Below are 18,212 nucleotides of genomic sequence, written 5' to 3'. Positions count from 1 at the left end.
CTTCGACGCCCTCAACCGAGCGCCTGAACCATCCGTCTGAGTCAGTGCACTAGGGCTGTATCTGGATCTTGACCGGTCCCGTTCGCGTCCAGCCGCATCGCCTCACACCCTGCTGAGTTTTTCACTCGGCGATCGGGTCTTTCGCACGCACGGATCTGTGGCCCCCGGAAGGCTGAAGTTCGGGACAGGACGATGTCCCCAGTCGTTGGGGTCTGCCACCCAATTACCCGTACGACTTCCGCCGCGATCCTGCTCCGCGCAAATTCGGATGATGCTCTGGAAATCAGTTCCGAGAGTGTCGATTGTTGAGGCTGCCGCCCTCGTACAGAATACGCGGACGGCTCTCGGCAAAGCTGACACCGAGATCAAATTGCGCCGAACCGCTCTTATCCGTACCTCGGGCCCTGTTGCTGACCTCGAAATCGATGATGGACCGCGCTGCACATTTCCGGGCGGCAAGATTACAGGTCACATTCATGCTTCCGGGGCGATGAGAGTAGCGTCGATTTGGCCATTGTCGGATGGCACGGCGCTTCTCGGCGATCAGCATGTCTTGAGTATACGGCCGCCCGTAAAATGTGACTGTTGGTCCGTACATGTAGGGCACCCCCGCGATCGGGGTCGTATTGTTCATTGACCAGATTTCCAGATAGCGATCCGCGATGACAGCCGTTCGCTCCTTCATCTCAGCCAAGCTAAAAGCCTGTACAGATGACGTTGATGCGATCATGGTAACAGCGAACAACAAATATCTTGTTTTCAAGGTCATGATCTCGCCACGATAGACATTCTGCTAAAAATTGCTGCTCGGCTCCATAAGCCATTTCATAACTCCGCCCGCATCAGCGGACGAGACACGCTTCCGGCGATCGGATGCCTCGATCCGTTGCGATTCGGCGAACGTGAAGCCCCGCATCGGCGTGACGATGTTTCTAACGTTCTTGTCGGCCGCTAGGCGTTGGCGCTCACCGGGAGGCGCCTTTGCGGCGAGCCGCCGAACCACGGGTTCACGCGGCGGATCCTGAGCGACGACAGTGTTTCGACGTGTTTCGGGAATCCTATCCCCAGACACCACCGGGCGCACGACTTCGGATGGGTGATGCTCGACCTTCATGGTCTTGAAGCGATCAACGCGCGCGCGTTCAAAAGCGGCTCTCTCCGCTCTGATCGTATCGAGACGAGCTTGTATCGACGGCGTCAGTGCGATCCTGGCCGGTGTCGGTGCAGCACTGCCTGGAGCCAGTGATTCAGCGAGGGCCCTCTTAGGGTTGTTGTCGTTCGTGGGAGACGGACGGTCTTGCTGATGAAGTGCCTGAATGCCTGCCGGCAGCGCGGACGCAGATTGCGTGGGCGCCACATCAGGTTTTCCGACCTTCTCGGCATCATCAAATCGAAGGACCGGGTGTGCCTGACGAGTTGCCGGAGCTGATGATTCCGTCGGCTTGGGCAGGTCCGACCATCGCCGTTCGACCGTTCGCGATGGCCCCTCCGGCTGTGTCGCCTGTGAGGTTACCGATGAGCCGCCGGAGTTCAGGCTCGTAACAGCAACAGTCATCCCTACGCCGGCAGCGAAGGCCGCCGTGGCCGCATAGAGGGTCGTACGGAGAGTGCCCATTCGAAGTCTTTCTTGAACGGTCTGGCGTCGAAGGTAACTTGATGCACTGACCTGAGTTCCGAATAGGCCCAGGGACGGACCGGCCTCTCCGACAAAGCCGCCGTTCACGGGCATGGTGTCGATCTCGCGCTTGCGGCGTCAGCCATGTGCTACGGAACCGATGGATAAGAGCTGCCGCAAAACTCTCTTTCGCCAATAAGCTGCATGCGCCGGCGAGCCTTACCCGCGAGCGTTCCGCCCTCTGATGCCGGGAGCTGCCGGCTTTGTCGGCGCCCCCGTCGCGCTCCCTCAGAACGACGAACAAGGCTGAGGATATCGGTGGTCTCAGGCTCGATCGGGCGGCTCCTTCAGGCCGACGGTTTCGGGATCCCCAGAGGACGAGTGCTTGCCATCGTTGCGCAGCCAGCACCCATGCGCGAGCCTTCTGCCCTTTCCTAGGTCCCGGTCGGTGTAAGACCGTGATCCTCGGCCGGCAGCTTGGGCAGGTCCATGCGCGCACGGATGTGTTCGGCCATCCCGCGCGCGATCTCGCGTTCGCCCATGATGATCAGGTTCGCCCCAAACCGCTCCAGGTGGTCGACCTCTGCATCCGAATGCGCTCTCGCGATGATCTCGAGGTCTGGATTGGCGGCCCGCGCTTGTTCGATCAGGTTGCCGTTCTCGAAGGGGTCGGGAATCGCGCTGATGAACCACCGGGCCCCAGCCAGATTGGCAGCCTTGAGAATGCCGGGTTGTGCAGCGTTGCCGGCATAGACCTCGACACCTCGAGCCCGGAGGGCATCGACGACCTCCTGGCGCTCCTCGATCACGATCAGGGGTTGCTGCGCCTGCTCCAAGGCTTGGCCGACCATGCTCCCGACCCGGCCGTAGCCGACGAGGACGGCGTGCCCCGTCAACGCGGTGACGGGAAGGTCCGGCGTCTCGGGTTTGCTGGTGTCGCTTGTCGGATCGAGGCGCCGTTCCCGCCGCTTCAGCCATGGCGAGAGCCGGTCGACCGCGAAGAACATCACCGGGTTGGCCAGGATCGAGAGGAGCGCCCCTGCCAGGATCAGATCCTGCCCCGCGCTGGGAAGGATCTTCAGGCCGACTCCGAGCCCCGCGAGAATGAACGAGAACTCTCCGATCTGCGACAGGCTCGCGCCGAGCGTCAGCGCGATGCGGAAGGAATAGCCCGCAGCAAGAGCGATCGTGATGGCCGCGATGGCGTTGCCGACCACGATAACGCCAAAGGTGGCCAGAACCGGTCCGGGCTGGGTAATCAGGATGGTGGGATTGAACAGCATGCCGACCGAGACGAAGAACAACACCGCAAAGGCGTCTCGCAGCGGCAGCGTCTCCTGCGCGGCCTGCTGACTCAGGGCCGACTCGGACAGGATCATCCCAGCGAAGAACGCCCCGAGCGCGAACGAGACGCCGAAGAGTTCGGCCGAACCGAAGGCGACACCAAGGGCAATGGCGAGCACGGCAAGCCTGAACAGCTCGCGCGAACCGGTATGTGCGACGTAGTGCAGGATCCAGGGAATGACCCGCCGACCGACGACGAGCATCAGGGCCGTGAAAGCCGCGAGCTTGATGAAGGTGATGGCCAGCGCACCCCAGAGCGTGTGGGGCTCGAGCCAGGAGGGAAGCGCGCTTCCGTCGCCTTGTGCCAAGGGTTGACCGCCCATCAAGCCCGCAAGGGCTGGGATGAGCACGAGCGCGAGCACCATCGCGAGGTCTTCGACGATGAGCCAACCCACAGCGATGCGCCCTCGCTCCGTCTCCACCAAGCGGCGTTCCTGCAGGGCACGAAGGACAACGACGGTGCTGGCCACCGACAAGGCCAAGCCGAAGATGATGCCTGCGCCCCAGGTCCAGCCCAGCAGCAGGGCAAGCCCAAGGCCCAGCAAGGTGACCAGGGTGATCTGCCCAACCGCTCCTGGGACCGCGATGGCGCGCACCGCGATCAGATCGGCCAGGGAGAAATGCAGCCCGACGCCGAACATGAGGAGGATCACGCCGATCTCGGCGAGTTGGGGTGCGAGCGCCTGGTCCGCGACGAATCCGGGCGTGAACGGCCCCAGCATCACGCCGGCGAGCAGGTATCCGACCAGGGGGGACAGGCGCAGGCGCTGCGCGATGACGCCGAAGATGAAGGCCAGCCCGAGACCTGCCACCAGGGTCGCGATCAGCGGGGTCTGGTGCTGCATTGGTCCTCGCTGAAGGAAGAGGTTAAGCTTGGCCCTTGATGTGGGTGGCGAACGGGGCGATTTCAACCATTATGGCTGAAAGTTTTGTTGAACCGGATGCCCGTCCTGAGCTCACCCCTGAGCAGTGCCGGGCCGCCCGAGGGCTTCTCGACTGGACGCAGGAGGAACTTGCGGAACGGGCCGGCGTCTCACGCAGCACCGTGCGGGACTTCGAGAAGGGACGCCACGATCTGCACCGTGCGTCCGAAACGCAGATCATTTCGGCGCTGCGCCAAGGGGGCGTCATGCTGATTCCCGCCGACGAATTTGGCCCCGGAGTGAGGCTACAGTCCTCGTAGACGAAGAGTTGGATCAGCGGCCGCGCTATGTCCGCGAGGCCATGGTCAATGAGCCTGAACAACATCCAGGATCGTGAGGCCTTCGAGTACACGGGCTCGTCATTACGTCCACGATTCCCACGGCACCGACCGACACCGCTGAGGACCACCCGTGCGATGTCGGCGTCGTGTTTCAGCGACTACCGGGATCGGATAGGTCTAGCCTATTCGGCTTTGCGCTTCTTGATGACTAGCGTGGTCGGATCGATCTTCAAGTCGAATTGCTTGCCGCTGGCGTCGATCGCGTCATCGACCTCGATCATGCCGTCATCCATCTCGATCTCCTTCCATTTCGTGAAGCCTTCCTGCTTCAGCATGGCTTCGACCTTGGTCTGCTGCTCGGGTGCCAGCTTCTGGTCGGCTAGAGCGCCGCCTGCGATGGTGGCGGAAAGCGCGATAGCGAGAGCGGTCGTGGCGAAACGCATGGCTGTTTCCTCTCTGTTTTGGCCGCCGATGACGCGTGAGGATGGCGGGATTTCCTCGGCCTTGAAGGTGTGGCAGCGGTTCGATGCAGCTCTACACCAGCCGTATTTCATCTGGTTCGAGCTTCAAGCGACGCACCATGTTCCTCGACAGGCCACCGGCAAGGTATGCCTTGCTTCTGCCCAGAGAAAGCGCCGTCATCGCAGCCAACGCTTCTTTGGAGTTCCGCTTCACAACCGCGTAGGTGCGCCGCGGCTGATGCACGTTGACGACCACGATCAGAAAAGTCTTGTAGCGCGAGGTTTTTGGCATCAGCGATGGCAGTCAACTCTTCGCATTAATGCTTGCTGCCGGTACTCCTGATCATAGCGAGATGGCGTGGCCCAGGCCATCAACCTACTACATCACGCTGTAGGGACAGGTTGACGGGGGTGTCGACACGATCAGCTGGGTCAGGCTCCGGCGGACGTCAACCGAGCAGGGCGGTCAGGGCGTAGCAGGCCGCGGAGATGAGGGCCGCGGCTGGGAGTGTCAGCACCCAGGCCGTGACGATGTTGCTGGCAATGCCCCAGCGCACGGCCGAGGTCCGGCGCGCGGCGCCGACACCGATGATTGCCCCGGTGATGGTATGGGTCGTCGAGACCGGCACGCCGAGCCACGTCGCGGTGAACAGCGTGATGGCCCCGCCCGTCTCCGCGCAGAAGCCCTGCATCGGGTTCAGCCGGGTGATCTTGGAACCCATCGTATGCACGATGCGCCAACCGCCAAGGAGCGTGCCGAGCGCAATGGCCGCCTGACAGGAGATCACCACCCAGAATGGGACGTGGAACTCGCTGCCGAGGTGACCTTGCGAGTACAGCAGTACCGCGATGATGCCCATCGTCTTCTGGGCATCGTTGCCGCCGTGTCCGAGCGAGTACAGCGAGGCGGAGACGAACTGGAGACCGCGAAAGCTCCGGTCCACGGCAAACGGCGTCGAACGTGCGCACACCCACGACACGATCAGCACCAGCAGAAGGGCGAGCAGGAATCCGACCAACGGTGAGAGGACGATGGCCGCCACCGTCTTCGACAGGCCACTCCAGACCACGGCACTGACGCCGGCCTTGGCGACACCCGCCCCGACGAGGCCGCCGATCAGCGCATGCGAGCTGCTCGACGGGATACCCAGGATCCAGGTGGCGATGTTCCAAACGATGGCGCCCACGAGCGCACTGAAGATCACGCGAGGATCCACGATACCGGCATCGACAATACCGGTGCCGAGCGTCTGCGCGACGTGCAGGCCAAAGAACAGGAACGCAATGAAGTTGAAGAAGGCTGCCCACAGCACCGCGTATTGCGGGCGCAGCACCCGGGTCGACACGATGGTGGCGATGGAGTTGGCCGCGTCGTGCAGCCCATTGAGAAAGTCGAAGAACAGCGCGACCGCGATCAGTCCGACGAGGTAAGGCAGGGCGAGTGCGGCGGTGTCCATGCCGCTCACACGTTCTCGATTACGATGCCGCTGATCTCGTTGGCGACGTCCTCGAAGCGGTCGACCACGTCCTCCAGATGGCCGTAGATCTCGGCACCGATGATGTAGTCCATGGTGTTGCTGTCGCCACTCCCCTGCCGATGTGCCTTGTACAGGGCCTTGAGTCCTTGCTCGTGCAACTCGTCGGATCGGCTCTCGACGCGGGTGATCTTCTCCGTCAGCTCGCTGAGACGGCCCGCATGCGTGGCCACGGCGTTGAGGAGCGGGATCGCTTCCGCCGTCAGTCGGGCCGCTTCGATGACGGTCTCACCCATCTCCTGCATCAGAGGATCGAACGTCCGAACCTCGTAGAGCGAGATGGTCTTCACGGTCTTGTTCATCTGGTCGATGGCGTCGTCCATCGACTGGATCAAATCCTTGATGTCGCCGCGGTCGAAGGGGGTGATGAAGCTGCGCCGCACGGCGAGCAGCACCTCGGCCGTGATCGTATCCGCCTCATGCTCGCGATCGACGATGATCTGGCAGTAGCGCGGCACGTCATCGCCGCCCTTGAGCACGCCCTGGAGCGCCTCTGCACCAGCAATGAGGGTCTGGGAGTGACGAGCGAACAAGTCGAAGAAGCGATCCTCGCGCGGCATCAAAGCCCGAAACCAGCCCAGCATCCAACGAGTCCTTCGGTTGGCCCGCAAGCAGATCCGCGGATCCGCGTCCATCGTTCGCGCCTTCAGCGTTGTCCACTTCAGCCAAGCCTGGCAAGTCGTGCACGATGATGAACGCCGGGCACAAACGCAGGACTGCGCTTCTCGTTGCCGTCCATGCCGGTGGCATCAATTCTAGCGCTCGATAGAATGGCGGATGGGCTTGTTCATCCTCATCGCCGTCAGTCTCGTTGCCGGTGTCGTGAGCGGCATCATCGGGACCGGCTCCTCCATCATGCTCATGCCCGTCCTGGCGTCGGTGTACGGACCGAAGGAAGCCGTGCCGATCATGGCAGTGGCCGCCGTCATGGCGAATGCCTCGCGCATCGTCGCCTGGTGGCGTGAGGTCGATTGGCGAGCGTGCGCGGCCTATGCCGGGACAGGCACGCCGGCCGCGATCCTTGGCGCACGGACGATGCTCAGCCTGCCCCCGCGCGCAGTCGACGCTGCCATCGGTGCCTTCCTGGTGCTGATGATCCCGACCCGCCACTGGCTCGCGGCACGGCTCATCCAGCTCCATCTCTGGCACTTGGCATTGGCCGGGACGGTCATCGGCTTCCTGACGGGCATCGTGGTGTCCACGGGTCCCGCCTCCGTTCCTGTCTTCATCGGCTACGGGCTGACCAAAGGCGCCTTCATCGGCACCGAGGCGGCCGGTTCGCTCGCGCTCTATGCCGCCAAGACACTGACCTTCGGGAGCGCGGGGGCGTTGCCCTTGGAAAGCCTCTCAAGCGGCCTCGTCGTCGGTGCCACGCTGATGGGAGGAGCCTTCCTCGCGAAGCCATTCGTCTTGCGCCTTCCTTCCGAGACGTTCCGCTTCGTCATGGACGGGCTATTGCTGGTCTCGGGCGGAAGCCTGCTGTGGAGCGCTGCCTCTGCTCCCTGACCTTGATCTCAACCGGGCGGCTCTCCATCGCCAGCTTTAGCAGCGGCTGCGTTTCTCTAGACAGTTGTTTTGAAACTGATGCGCCATGCCGTCATCTTCGATCGATAGTTCTGACTTAGGCATCTGGCGGGCCGTGAAGCCTGATGCGTTAACTCAGGTCCTGACCTTACCCCGTCACAGCCGCTGCAGCCGTGCCGCGAAGAACCCGTCGAGGCCGCCCTGGCTTTCCGGGGTGGCGCCGTCGAGCTGGGAGGGCAGCGTGCGCAGGTCGCCGTTCCGGTCGATCGCCGCGCCGAGATCCCCGATCTCTCCGGCCTTGATCGGTACCCGCGCGAATCCGGAATTCTGCCCGAGGAAGCGCTCGACCTGGCGCTCGCCCTCCTCCGGCTCCAGCGAGCAGGTGCAATAGACGAGGCGCCCGCCGGGCTTCACCAGGGTCGCGGCCCGGTCGAGGAGTCGCGACTGCAGGCCGGCGAGGCGCCCGATATCGGCCTCGGCCTTGGTCCAGGCCACCTCGGGGTGGCGGCGGATGGTGCCTGTGGCCGAGCACGGCGCATCGAGAAGCACGGCGTCGAAGGTCTCGTCGTTGCCCATCGCCAGGGCGTCGCCGACGCGGATCTCTGCATGAAGGTCCAGACGCGCCAGGTTCTCGGAGAGGCGTTCCATGCGAGGCCCCGAGCGGTCGATCGCCGTCACGGCGGCACCGGCCGCGGCGAGCTGGGCCGTCTTGCCGCCCGGCGCCGCGCAGAGGTCAGCGACGCGCTCGCCCGCCTGTATGCCGAGAAGCCGGGCCGGGATCGCGGCTGCCGCATCCTGAACCCACCAGGCGCCCTCGTCGTAGCCCGGCAGCGAGGCGACCGGGGCGTGGACGTCGTGAAGCCGGACGCTGCCGGTGCCCAGCACGACGCCGCCGAGGCGTTCGGCCCAGCCCAGTGGATCGTTCTTGACCGTGATGTCGAGGGGGGCACCGCGCAGATGGGCAGCGGCGATGGCGGCGGCCGTCTGCGCGCCGTAGCGGGCGAGCCAGCGCTGCCCGAGCCAATCAGGGGTGTTGTCACCGAGGGGATCGGTGCTTGCGGCGAAGATGGCGTCGCGCTCGCGTACCACGCGGCGCATCACCGCATTCACGAGCCCGGCGAGATGCTGGAGCTGCGGGTCGCCCTTGGCGATCCGGACCGAGAGATCGACGGCGGCGTGGTCGGGCACGTTCAGATCGAGGATCTGGGCGGCACCGGTGGCCAGCAGCGCGACGAGGCGAGGCTGGTCCTCGGGCAGGCCCTGCGCCAGGCGCTCGTGCAGAGCACAGCGCAGGAAGCCGAGCCGGCGGAAGGTCGCCGTTGCGATGGCCCGCGCCAACCCGGCATCGGCCGCATCGAGGCGCCCGGTCCGATCGGCCTGGGCGAGGGCGTCCTCGAGGGCGAAGGCGCGGTCCTTCGCCAGGAGATCGGCCACCGCCGAATGGGCGACCTGTCGGGCGGCGAGGCCCGCCACGCTGGAATCCAGCACCGGCGCGGGGCCGGGTTCGTTGCGGCGAGCCGCCATGAATGCCACCTTGCTTGCATGAGGCCCGACGGGAGGCGGGCATCGGTCAGGACGCCCTCCCACACAGGTTCAGGATGATGCAAGGCTTTAGGACAGTGGAAGACGTGAACACCCGCGACGAGGCGGACATCGTGCCGGGCAAGGACATGGCCGGGGAGACGGTCTTGCGACCGCCGCCCTCCCCGGCGGCGGCGAGGGCCCTGGCCGAAGCCGACGCCCGCCGCGCCGAGATCGATGCTCGAGCCAACGCCATCGCGGCGACGCGCGAGAAGCAGGGACGCGGCGGTCTCGAGCCGGTGCGCTACGCCGATTGGGAGGTGAAGGGGATTGCCGTCGACTTCTGACGGCGCTCTTAATCGAGGATCGGTAGTTCAGCGCGTCACGTAGACCTGCGTGCCGACATCGACGCGACCATAGAGGTCGACGACATCCTGGTTGTACATGCGGATGCAGCCATAGGAGGCGTAGGTGCCGACCGAGCTCGGCCGGTTGGTGCCGTGAATGGCGTATTCGCCGCCCGCCAAGGTCATGGCGGCCGCGCCCATCGGATTGCGCGGCGAGCCTCCGGCGATGACGCTCGGCAGGCGCGGGTTGTCGCGCTTGACCTCGGATGGAGGAGACCAGGCCGGCTCGACGTACTTGCCGTCGATGCGGGTCGCTCCCGTCCACTGCTTGCCTGGCCTTCCGACCGCAACGGGATAGCGGATCGCGGTGCCGTCGCCGTTGACGAGGTAGAGCCGGCGCTCGGCGGTGCGGACCACCACGGTTCCGGGCGACACGCCGTCGGGGAATGCCACCACCTCGCGCGCCTGAACCGGCGCCGCCATCAGCACTGTTCCCATCAGCACCGCCCACGCACCCAAACGCCCGTTCATCGACCCTGCTCCCTGTCCAAGCGTAACCGCAAGTTCAGGGACAATGGCCGGGGTCGATTGCCGTTCCGGTTACTCAGCACTCCGCGCCGCGGGTTTTCCAGTGCTGCGGTAAAGGCCGGTTTTCAGCGAATAGGTCAAAACGGCGGAAAGACTTAAAGCCGTTCAAACCATCATCCGATCATCGCTCGATGAGGCACGTCGCCTCGTCGATGCGCGCCTGCCAGCCGTGGCGGATGAGTTCGGGGTCGAGATGCTCCTCGACGGGGTAGCCGACGCAGAGATAGGCCACGAGCTCGAAGGATTGCGGCAGGTCGAGGCAGGCCCGCACCGCGTCGGGTTCGAGGATCGAGACCCAGCCGACGCCGAGCCCGTTAGCCCGGGCTGCCAGCCAGAAGGTCTGCACCGCCGAAACCACGGAGTAGCGCAGCATCTCCGGCATGGTCGCCCGGCCGAGGCCGTGGCCGGCTTCGGTCTCGGCGTCGCAGAATACGGCGAGGTGAACCGGTGCCTCGCGCAGGCCCGCGAGCTTGAGCTGGGTGTAGGCAGCCCGGCGCTCGTCGGGATAGCTCGCGGCGGCGGCGGCATTGCAGCGCTGGAAGCTCTCGACCACGGCGGCACGGCGACCAGGGTCGGCCACCCGCACGAAGCGCCATGGCTGACTGTTGCCAACCGAGGGGCTGAGGTTCGCCATTGCCAGGCAGTCGCGCAGCACGACTTCGGCAACCGGGTCGGAACGGAACCGTCGCACGTCGCGCCGCCAGGCGAAAAGGTCCGCCAGCGAGGCGCGGAAACCGGCATCGAAGCTGACCATCGCCGTCCCCGCCCGTTCTCCCTGCGGGATCGTCCATAGCCGAAAAAGGGCGGAGCGCGAGCGCGCCGGCCTCCGCCTGGCCGAAAAAAAGGCCGCACTCCGAAGAGGCGGCCTGAAGTCCTTGGGTCTCGAAACCTCTGGGGTGTCGGCTTCGGTGCGGCCGGGCGCTCCCCGAAGGCTGGGGGACCATAGGGATCGGGGCACGATCCGGCCGTCGAAACCGACGAGGTTCCGCAACAGGTGTGGCCTCTCATGAAGGCTTGGCCACGGCGCGAAGAGGGCGAAATCGTGATGGCGTGTTTCGGGCAGCAACCCTTGCGGGACGTGGACCGCAGGCTCATCATCCCCGGCTAGGTGCGGCGCGGAGGCGCGTCCAACGATGGAGTGACGATGAACGAGAGGTTCGGCGCCGGGCAAAGGCCCTCGGATTCCGCAGACAGCGTGGTGCCGTTCCCCATCGCGCCGGTATTGCCCCAGGTGTCCTTCGACCGCCTCGAACTTCGGACGATCTTCAATCTCTACGGACGCCGAGTCGCCGAGGGCGAATGGCGCGACTACGCCATCGATTTCCGCCGGGACAAGGCGGTGTTCTCCATCTACCGGCGCACATCGGAGACGCCGCTCTACCGGATCGAGAAGGACCCGAAGCTCGCCAGGCGGCAGGGCGCCTACGCGGTGATCGCCGCTGCGACGGGCTTGGTCATGAAGCGCGGCCACGACCTGGGTCGCGTGCTCGCGGTGCTGGAGAAGCCGCTCCGGGCGGTGTGATGAGATAAGGTCGGTGTGGCAAAGCTCGCTGCAACCCACCCGCCCTTCCCCGGACGGATGGAGCGTCAGCGAAACTGAGGTTCGGGGTTCAGGGCTCCAACAAAAAAGCCCCAGCGTTTCCGCCGGGGCTCTACTTTCGTCGGTCTGTTCCAGCTTAGCGACGGTCGCCGAGCAGCGAGAGCAGCATCTGGAACATGTTGATGAAATCCAGGTACAGCGTCAGGGCACCGTTCACCGAGAGCTTGGCGGCTCCCTCAGCATCCGCACCGCTATAGAGGAACATCTCCTTGAGCTTCTGCGTGTCGTAGGCGGTGAGGCCTGCGAAGATCAGGACGCCGATCACCGAGATCGCGAACTGAAGCGCGCTCGATGCCAGGAAGATGTTCACCAGCGAGGCGATGATCAGGCCGATGAGGCCCATGATCAGGAACGAACCCATGCCCGACAGGCTACGCTTGGTCGTATAGCCGTAGAGGCTGAGACCGCCGAACGTTGCCGCCGTGATGAAGAACACCCGCACCACGCTGGCCCCCGTGAACACGAGGAGCAGCGTCGACATCGAGGCGCCCATCACGGCCGCGAAGGCGAAGAACATCGTCCGCGCCGAGGCGGCCGACATCTTGTCCATGCGGAACGAGAAGAAGAAGATGAATGCCAGCGGTGCCAGCATCAGCACCCACTTCACCGGGCTCGTGTAGAGGACCTGACCGAAAGGCGTCAGGGCGATCTTGCCCGTCGTGGTCTGCGCCGTCGCAGCCATGTTCAGGCCGAGCGCCACCAGGCCCGAGATGCCGAGCCCGACGACCATGTTGTTGTAGACGCCCAGCATGAAGGCGCGCAGGCCCTGGTCGACGTCGACCTGGGTTCCGGCGTAACCGCCCGCCTGCTGGCTTCCATACCGGAAGGGAGAGTTGTCGAATGCCATGGGAGTTTCCTTTGGAAGCTCTCTCAGCGTGTGATTTCGAAACCGAGGCTCACGCACACCACCTCTGGCGCCACGAAGCGCCTCGTGCCTAGATATGTTCCGTCACGCCGTGGCGCACAAGAGGCGGCCGAGTTCGACACCAAGCAATTCCCACAATGACGGCATCAATTTTTATCTCCTCATCGACGGATTAAAAGCCGTTCTTGGTCCGGGAGTGAGCGATATCGGGTCGGTCTCCGGGTTTGGTTTCCACATCGCGGTTCGTATCGATCTTTGTTTTGTCGACTTTGGATCGTGAATATCGCTTTTCCTAAACAAAGTACCTTATCCTATTGAGCATAAGGTTTAAATATTCCGACACCCTTTTGGCCTGTTCTGCTAGACGCCGGGAGTTGGTGGTGCGGGATAATGAACGAAAATCTTGACGATAAGGCGCCGGTGGCTGCGATAACCCGCGGCGTCAGGCTTCAGCGGGGCCTGATCGTGCAGGCCGGTCTCGTCGTCCTGATGATGGCGATGGTGCTGGCGGGCTTCTTCTTCACCAATGGGCAGCAGCAGGCTCTGATCGACCTGCGCGAAGGTGGCCGCCAGATGCGGATCACGCTCGATAGCCTGATGGAGGCCGAAGCCTTCGTCCTCAACCGTGTGATCCTCGATCAGTGGGGCGATTCCGGCGCCTTCGCGCGGTCCGTCGACAACCTCGAGAGCCGTCGCGGAAGCCAGATCGCCAAGCTCACACCGTTCCTGCGCGCCGATGCTTTGCGCGACGGCGACGCCGGCAAGATCCTGTCGTCCCTTCGCGAGAGCTGGACCCAGGCGATCACCCTCGCTCATGGCGGCAAGCGCGCCGAGGCGGTGGCCCTGCTCGGGGCACGGGAGACCGGCCCGACGGTCGAGCGTCTTCGCCAGGCCATCGATGCCTATCTGGTCGACTGGAACGCTCAGTTCCCGGCCTACGAGCATCGCGTCGATCTGGGCAAGGCACTCATGCCGCTCCTCGTGGTCGTGTTCGGCGGCGTCATGCTGTTCGCGTTCTGGTCCGCTGCGGCGGATGCCAAGGGCCGCGCAGTGGCGATGGCCGAGGCGACCGCCTCACGCCGCCAGGTCACACGCCTGTTCGAGATGACCGACATGCTCCAGAGCGCCGCCGATATCCTCGATGCCAACGCCGTCCTGAAAGCCACCGCAGACGAGCTGATCGCCGGGTTCGGTGGCGCACTCTACGTCTTCAACAACTCGCGCGACCGGCTGACGCTGTCGACGTCGTGGGAAATCCCGGAGGGGCGCGAACTGCCCGCCCTCATCGCGCCCAATCAGGGTTGGGCGCTCAAGCGCGGCAAGCCTCACGTCAATCGCGCGGACGCCAAGGGCCTGTGCTGCGAGCATCACGTCGCCGGCAGCGCCGTGCTCGAGATCCCGATGATCGCGCGCGGCGAGATCCTGGGCCTGCTACAGATCTTCGCGACCGGATCCAGCGCGGAGGCCCGTCTCGACGGGATCCTTCCGCTCGGATCGGCCCTCGCCGACGGGATGTCACTGGCGCTCGCCAACATCGCTCTTCGCGAGAAGCTTCGGAGCCAGGCCCTGCGCGACCCGCTCACCGGGCTCTACAACCGTCGCTACATGGAAGACAGCCTCAAGCGTTTCGTCCGCCTCGCCGAGCGTGAGAACCGCAAGTTCTCGGTGATCATGATCGACCTCGATCACTTCAAGCGGCTGAACGATGAGCATGGCCACGCGACCGGCGATGCGGTCCTGCGCGAGGCTGCCGCCGCGGTCGTCGGCGCGCTGCGGGAGACCGACGTGGCCTGTCGCGACGGCGGCGAGGAGATGATCGTGCTGCTGCCCGATTGCGACCTCGACAAGGGGGCCGAGAAGGCCGAGACGATCCGGCAGCGGATCGAGGCCCTGTCGGGCCAGCACGGCGCCGCGGTCTCGGCTTCGTTCGGCGTGGCCTGCATCCCGTCGACCTCGAATGGCAGCGTCGACCTCGTGCGCGCGGCCGATGCCGCGCTCTACAAGGCCAAGCAGGCTGGCCGGAACTGCGTCGCGACCGCCCCGCAATGGTCGGGACACAAGGTCAACAAGGGTTCGGACGCGGCCGACCCCGCCCCGTTGCTGCACGCTGCCGAATAGCGGCCGTGTGCCGACCTCTCAGAACTGTCTGAGATAGGCCGCCGGCTTCTGGCCGAGGATCCGCCAGGTCCCCGCGAGCCCGAGCACGATGGCGAAGACCACAGCAAGGCCCGCCGCCACGAGGGCGCCCGAGAGGTCGAGAATGAACTCGAGCTTCATCACCTTCGAGACGATCACCCAGCCGGCGAGCGTGCCCGCGATGAGCCCGAACACGGCGGTGACGAGGCCGAGCGCGCCGTATTCCAGGGCGTAGGTGGAGAGCAGCCGGCCGCGTGTGGCACCGAGCGTCTTGAGCACGACGGCGTCGTAGAGGCGGGCGCGGTGTCCCGCCGCGATGGCGCCGGCCAGCACGAACAGGCTCGCGATCACGGCCACCGCGCTCGCCCCACGGATCGCCAGCACGAGCTTGCCGACGATGTCGTTGACCGCGTCGAGGGCGTCCTTGACCCGCACGCTCGTCACCGAGGGGAACCTGCGGGCGACGTCTCGCAGGATCACCGCCTCGGCCTTCGCATCCGGCCCACCGGCCAAGGTCAGCGTGGCGAGGTCGGAATGCGGTGCACCGCGGAAGGTGCCGGGCGAGAACACCATCACGAAATTGATGCCGAGGTTGCGCCATTCGACCTTGCGCAGGTTGGCGATCTTGGCGGTGAGATTGCGTCCGAGCACGTTGACCGTCACGGCGTCGCCGATGGACAGATCGAGGCGGCGCGCCAGTTCGGCGTCGAACGAGACCAGCGGCGTCTTGCCGGTTTCGGCGTCCCACCACGTCCCCGAGACGAGGCTGGAACCCTCCGGCAGGTCCGCCGCGTAGGTGACGCCGCGGTCGCCGTCCAGCACCCAGGCGGCGTCCTCCGGAGCCTTGATCTGACCGGCGGGAACGCCGTTGAGGGCGGTGATGCGGCCGCGCATCATCGGCACCCGCTCGATCTTCGCCCCCGGCGCCTGGCCGCCGAGGAAATCGTGGAAGGCGTCGGCCTCGCCGGCCGGGATGTCGAGGAAGAATAGGTTCGGCGCGCGTGCCGGCAGCGAGCTCGTCAGGGTCCGGCGGACATTGGCGTCGATGAGGCTCAGGGTGACGAGGAGCGTGACGCCCAGCCCGAGCGAGAGCACGATCGCCGAGGTCAGGGCGCCGGGCCGGTGGAGGTTCGCCAGGGCCATCCGGGGGGCTGCGAGACGCGGACGCGGCAGGCGCCTCGCCCCCGCCATCACGCCGATCGCGACGACTCGGAGCAGCGCGAAGGCCAGCCCGGCCGCGGCGATGAAGATCAGCGCGACGCGTCGATCGAAGGCGGTGGTCACCGCAAGCACGACGAGAGCGAGGACGGCACCCGCGAGGATGAGCCGGTAGCGCCGACGCGTAGGCGTAGCACTCGGATCGACCACGTCTCGAAACAGCCCGGAGACGGGAACGTCGTGAGCCCGGCCGAGCGGCAGGATCGCGAAGGCCAGGGCCGTGAGCAGGCCGTAGGCTGCCGCCAGGACCAACTGCCCGGGGGACAGGATCGGGTTGAGGGGCAGCGGAAGGTCGTCGTGGAAGAACGCGTCGAGGGCGAAGGGCAAGCCGGCGCCGACGACGAGGCCGATCGCCGTGCCGAGGCCCGCGATGAGCATCACCTGAGTCAGGTAGAGCGAGACGATCTGGGCACCCGGCGCGCCGACGCTCTTCAGGGTCGCGATCGAGCCGCGCTTGCGCTCGACGAAGGCATGGACCGCATTGGCGACGCCCACGCCGCCGACGATCAGGGCCGTGAGGCCGACCAAGGTCAGGAACTGGGTGAAGCGCTCGATGCTCTTGGCAAAGCGTGGATCGGCATTGTCACGCGAGCGCATCTCCCAACCGGCCTCGGGCACCGCCTTGGCGATGGCCGCGATCGTCTCGCGCAACGCCTCGTCGCTCGCCTCGGGCATCTGCAGGCGGTAGCTGAAGCGGTTGAGGCTGCCCGGCTGGATCAGGCCGGTTGCGTCGAGGGCTGCGTGCGAGATCAGCACGCGCGGACCGAACCCGATACCATTGGCGATCTTGTCGGGCTCCGAGACCAGGGTCGCCCGCAGGGCCACGGTCCGGCCCGCGATGGTGATGCGGTCGCCGATCTTGAGGTCGAGGCGGGTGAGGAGCACCGGGTCGACCACGGCACCGTAGGCGCCGCCGGTCTCGGCGAGAAGCTCGGACAGCGGCAGGGCCGGATCGGTGACGACCTCCCCGGCGGTGGGATAATCGCCGCCCACCGCCTTGAGCTCGACCAGCGCCGCACCCTTGTCGCCGGCGACCGCCATGGCTCTCAGTGTGGTGACCACGGAGACCGGTGCCCGCGCGTCGAGGGCGGCGCGCTCGTCGGGTGTCGCGGCGCGGTTGATGAGGCTGTAGGTGAGGTCGCCGCCGAGGATGCGCCGGCCCTCGCGGCCGAGCCCGTCGGTGAGCGAGCCGGCGATGGAGGCGACGCCCGCGATGGCAGCGACGCCGAGGGCGATGCAGGCAAGAAAGACCACGAAGCCGGAGAGTCCGCCGCGCAGCTCGCGCAGAGCGAGGCGGAGCGTCAGGGGAAGACGGGCGGCGGAGGGCCGGCCGACCGGGACGGCCTGGGTCAGCGTTCCGTGCAAGTGTGTGTTCACGCCGCGACCGCCTCCTCGACCCGGCCCGAGCGCAGCCGCACGGTGCGGTCGCACAATCGAGCCAAGCTCGGATCGTGGGTGACGAGGACGAGTGTCGCGCCGCGGTCGCGCTTCAGTGCGAACAGCAGGTCGATGATCTGTCGGCCGGTAGCTTCGTCGAGGTTGCCGGTTGGCTCGTCGGCCACGAGGATCGCCGGATCGGGCGCGATGGCGCGGGCGATGGCGACGCGCTGCTGCTCGCCGCCCGAGAGCTGGGCCGGGTAATGGTGCAGCCGATGGCCGAGGCCCACCGCCGCGAGTTCCGCCGCGGCGCGCTCGTGCGCTCCGTCCTTGCCGGCGAGCTCGAGGGGAAGCGCCACGTTCTCGATCGCCGTCATCGTCGGCACGAGGTGGAAGGCCTGGAACACGATGCCGATGCGGCGTCCGCGGAACCGCGCGAGGTCGTCTTCGGTCAAGGCGCCGAGATCGGTGCCCTCCACCACGATACGCCCGCCATCTGGCCGCTCAAGACCGGCCATGACCATGAGCAGCGTCGACTTGCCCGAGCCCGACGGCCCGACGAGCCCCACCGCTTCTCCGGCCGCGACGTCGAGGGAGATGCCGCGCAGCACATGCACCCGCGCCGGGCCGCGACCGAGGCTGAGGTCGATGTCGGAGAGCGCGATCGTGGGGGAAGACGCCGCCTTGCCCGATGGAGCAACCACCGGCGCATGGCCGGCCATCGTCTTGGCATCTATCGACTTGCCGAACATCAATGGGACACCGATCTAGCCGAGTGCGAATGCCAACGACGGTCGAGGTTGTGTCGGGATGGGTCTGTGCTCTGTGTCACGTGTCGGGTCCGTCCTGTCGGCTTCCCGCGATATGGTCCGTGGGT

General features: G+C 65.8%; 18 protein-coding genes. 5 read left to right on the top strand and 13 right to left on the bottom strand.

Going from position 1 to position 18,212, the window contains the following annotated elements; all coding sequences use genetic code 11:
* Positions 1–283 precede the first annotated feature (283 nt).
* From ACFE7U_RS12195 to ybaL, 3 genes are all read right to left on the bottom strand, one after another.
* Positions 284–769, bottom strand: a complete 486-nt coding sequence (locus ACFE7U_RS12195; RefSeq protein WP_375409992.1) for a hypothetical protein — start codon at positions 767–769, stop codon at positions 284–286.
* A 24-nt stretch (positions 770–793) separates the two neighbouring features.
* Positions 794–1,729, bottom strand: a complete 936-nt coding sequence (locus tag ACFE7U_RS12190; RefSeq protein WP_375409991.1) for a hypothetical protein — start codon at positions 1,727–1,729, stop codon at positions 794–796.
* Between the two features lie 320 nt (positions 1,730–2,049).
* Entirely contained in the window at positions 2,050–3,804 is a 1,755-nt protein-coding gene (ybaL, locus tag ACFE7U_RS12185; RefSeq protein WP_375409990.1) for a YbaL family putative K(+) efflux transporter, read from the bottom strand.
* A 71-nt stretch (positions 3,805–3,875) separates the two neighbouring features.
* On the opposite strand from ybaL, the gene ACFE7U_RS12180 reads away from it, so the two are divergent.
* Positions 3,876–4,142, top strand: coding sequence for a helix-turn-helix transcriptional regulator (locus ACFE7U_RS12180; RefSeq protein ID WP_375409996.1), 267 nt, complete (start codon positions 3,876–3,878; stop codon positions 4,140–4,142).
* A 203-nt stretch (positions 4,143–4,345) separates the two neighbouring features.
* On the opposite strand, the gene ACFE7U_RS12175 is transcribed toward ACFE7U_RS12180, so the two are convergent.
* From ACFE7U_RS12175 to ACFE7U_RS12160, 4 genes are all read right to left on the bottom strand, one after another.
* Positions 4,346–4,606, bottom strand: a complete 261-nt coding sequence (locus ACFE7U_RS12175) for a PepSY domain-containing protein (protein ID WP_375409995.1) — start codon at positions 4,604–4,606, stop codon at positions 4,346–4,348.
* 91 nt (positions 4,607–4,697) lie between these two features.
* Complete coding sequence (locus ACFE7U_RS12170) at positions 4,698–4,916, bottom strand: hypothetical protein (protein WP_375409989.1); 219 nt, start codon at positions 4,914–4,916, stop codon at positions 4,698–4,700.
* Positions 4,917–5,073: 157 nt separating this feature from the next.
* Positions 5,074–6,081, bottom strand: a complete 1,008-nt coding sequence (locus ACFE7U_RS12165) for an anion permease (RefSeq protein ID WP_375409988.1) — start codon at positions 6,079–6,081, stop codon at positions 5,074–5,076.
* Between the two features lie 5 nt (positions 6,082–6,086).
* Positions 6,087–6,743 carry a DUF47 domain-containing protein gene (locus ACFE7U_RS12160; RefSeq protein WP_375409987.1) on the bottom strand — a complete coding sequence of 219 codons (657 nt, stop codon included), beginning with the start codon at positions 6,741–6,743 and terminating at the stop codon, positions 6,087–6,089.
* 193 nt (positions 6,744–6,936) lie between these two features.
* On the opposite strand from ACFE7U_RS12160, the gene ACFE7U_RS12155 reads away from it, so the two are divergent.
* Complete coding sequence (locus ACFE7U_RS12155) at positions 6,937–7,665, top strand: sulfite exporter TauE/SafE family protein (RefSeq protein WP_375409986.1); 729 nt, start codon at positions 6,937–6,939, stop codon at positions 7,663–7,665.
* Between the two features lie 174 nt (positions 7,666–7,839).
* Here ACFE7U_RS12155 and ACFE7U_RS12150 read toward each other — a convergent pair whose 3' ends face one another.
* Positions 7,840–9,207, bottom strand: a complete 1,368-nt coding sequence (locus ACFE7U_RS12150) for an RsmB/NOP family class I SAM-dependent RNA methyltransferase (RefSeq protein ID WP_375409985.1) — start codon at positions 9,205–9,207, stop codon at positions 7,840–7,842.
* A 146-nt stretch (positions 9,208–9,353) separates the two neighbouring features.
* On the opposite strand from ACFE7U_RS12150, the gene ACFE7U_RS12145 reads away from it, so the two are divergent.
* Positions 9,354–9,551, top strand: a complete 198-nt coding sequence (locus tag ACFE7U_RS12145) for a DUF1674 domain-containing protein (RefSeq protein WP_375409994.1) — start codon at positions 9,354–9,356, stop codon at positions 9,549–9,551.
* 27 nt (positions 9,552–9,578) lie between these two features.
* On the opposite strand, the gene ACFE7U_RS12140 is transcribed toward ACFE7U_RS12145, so the two are convergent.
* Positions 9,579–10,082 (bottom strand): L,D-transpeptidase, encoded by a 504-nt coding sequence (locus ACFE7U_RS12140; protein ID WP_375409984.1) that lies wholly within the window; start codon positions 10,080–10,082, stop codon positions 9,579–9,581.
* A 178-nt stretch (positions 10,083–10,260) separates the two neighbouring features.
* Positions 10,261–10,893 carry a 5,6-dimethylbenzimidazole synthase gene (gene bluB, locus ACFE7U_RS12135; RefSeq protein WP_375409983.1) on the bottom strand — a complete coding sequence of 211 codons (633 nt, stop codon included), beginning with the start codon at positions 10,891–10,893 and terminating at the stop codon, positions 10,261–10,263.
* A 390-nt stretch (positions 10,894–11,283) separates the two neighbouring features.
* Between bluB and ACFE7U_RS12130 the strand changes: the two genes are divergently transcribed.
* A complete protein-coding gene (locus ACFE7U_RS12130) occupies positions 11,284–11,661 on the top strand; it encodes a DUF2794 domain-containing protein (RefSeq protein ID WP_375409982.1) in 378 nt (125 codons plus the stop codon).
* 154 nt (positions 11,662–11,815) lie between these two features.
* On the opposite strand, the gene ACFE7U_RS12125 is transcribed toward ACFE7U_RS12130, so the two are convergent.
* Positions 11,816–12,586, bottom strand: coding sequence for a Bax inhibitor-1/YccA family protein (locus ACFE7U_RS12125; protein WP_375409981.1), 771 nt, complete (start codon positions 12,584–12,586; stop codon positions 11,816–11,818).
* A 438-nt stretch (positions 12,587–13,024) separates the two neighbouring features.
* Between ACFE7U_RS12125 and ACFE7U_RS12120 the strand changes: the two genes are divergently transcribed.
* Positions 13,025–14,722 (top strand): GGDEF domain-containing protein, encoded by a 1,698-nt coding sequence (locus tag ACFE7U_RS12120; RefSeq protein ID WP_375409980.1) that lies wholly within the window; start codon positions 13,025–13,027, stop codon positions 14,720–14,722.
* An 18-nt stretch (positions 14,723–14,740) separates the two neighbouring features.
* On the opposite strand, the gene ACFE7U_RS12115 is transcribed toward ACFE7U_RS12120, so the two are convergent.
* Both ACFE7U_RS12115 and ACFE7U_RS12110 read right to left on the bottom strand, forming a co-directional pair.
* A complete protein-coding gene (locus tag ACFE7U_RS12115; protein WP_375409993.1) occupies positions 14,741–17,323 on the bottom strand; it encodes an ABC transporter permease in 2,583 nt (860 codons plus the stop codon).
* Between the two features lie 8 nt (positions 17,324–17,331).
* Positions 17,332–18,057: an ABC transporter ATP-binding protein gene (locus ACFE7U_RS12110; protein WP_375409979.1), complete on the bottom strand. Its 726-nt coding sequence runs from the start codon at positions 18,055–18,057 to the stop codon at positions 17,332–17,334.
* Between the last annotated feature and the right edge of the window lie 155 nt (positions 18,058–18,212).

Source organism: uncultured Methylobacterium sp. (assembly GCF_964251405.1).
Lineage (GTDB): Bacteria > Pseudomonadota > Alphaproteobacteria > Rhizobiales > Beijerinckiaceae > Methylobacterium.
The sequence above is the reverse complement of the archived record's forward strand: the minus strand, read 5'-3'. Positions and strand labels throughout refer to the sequence as shown.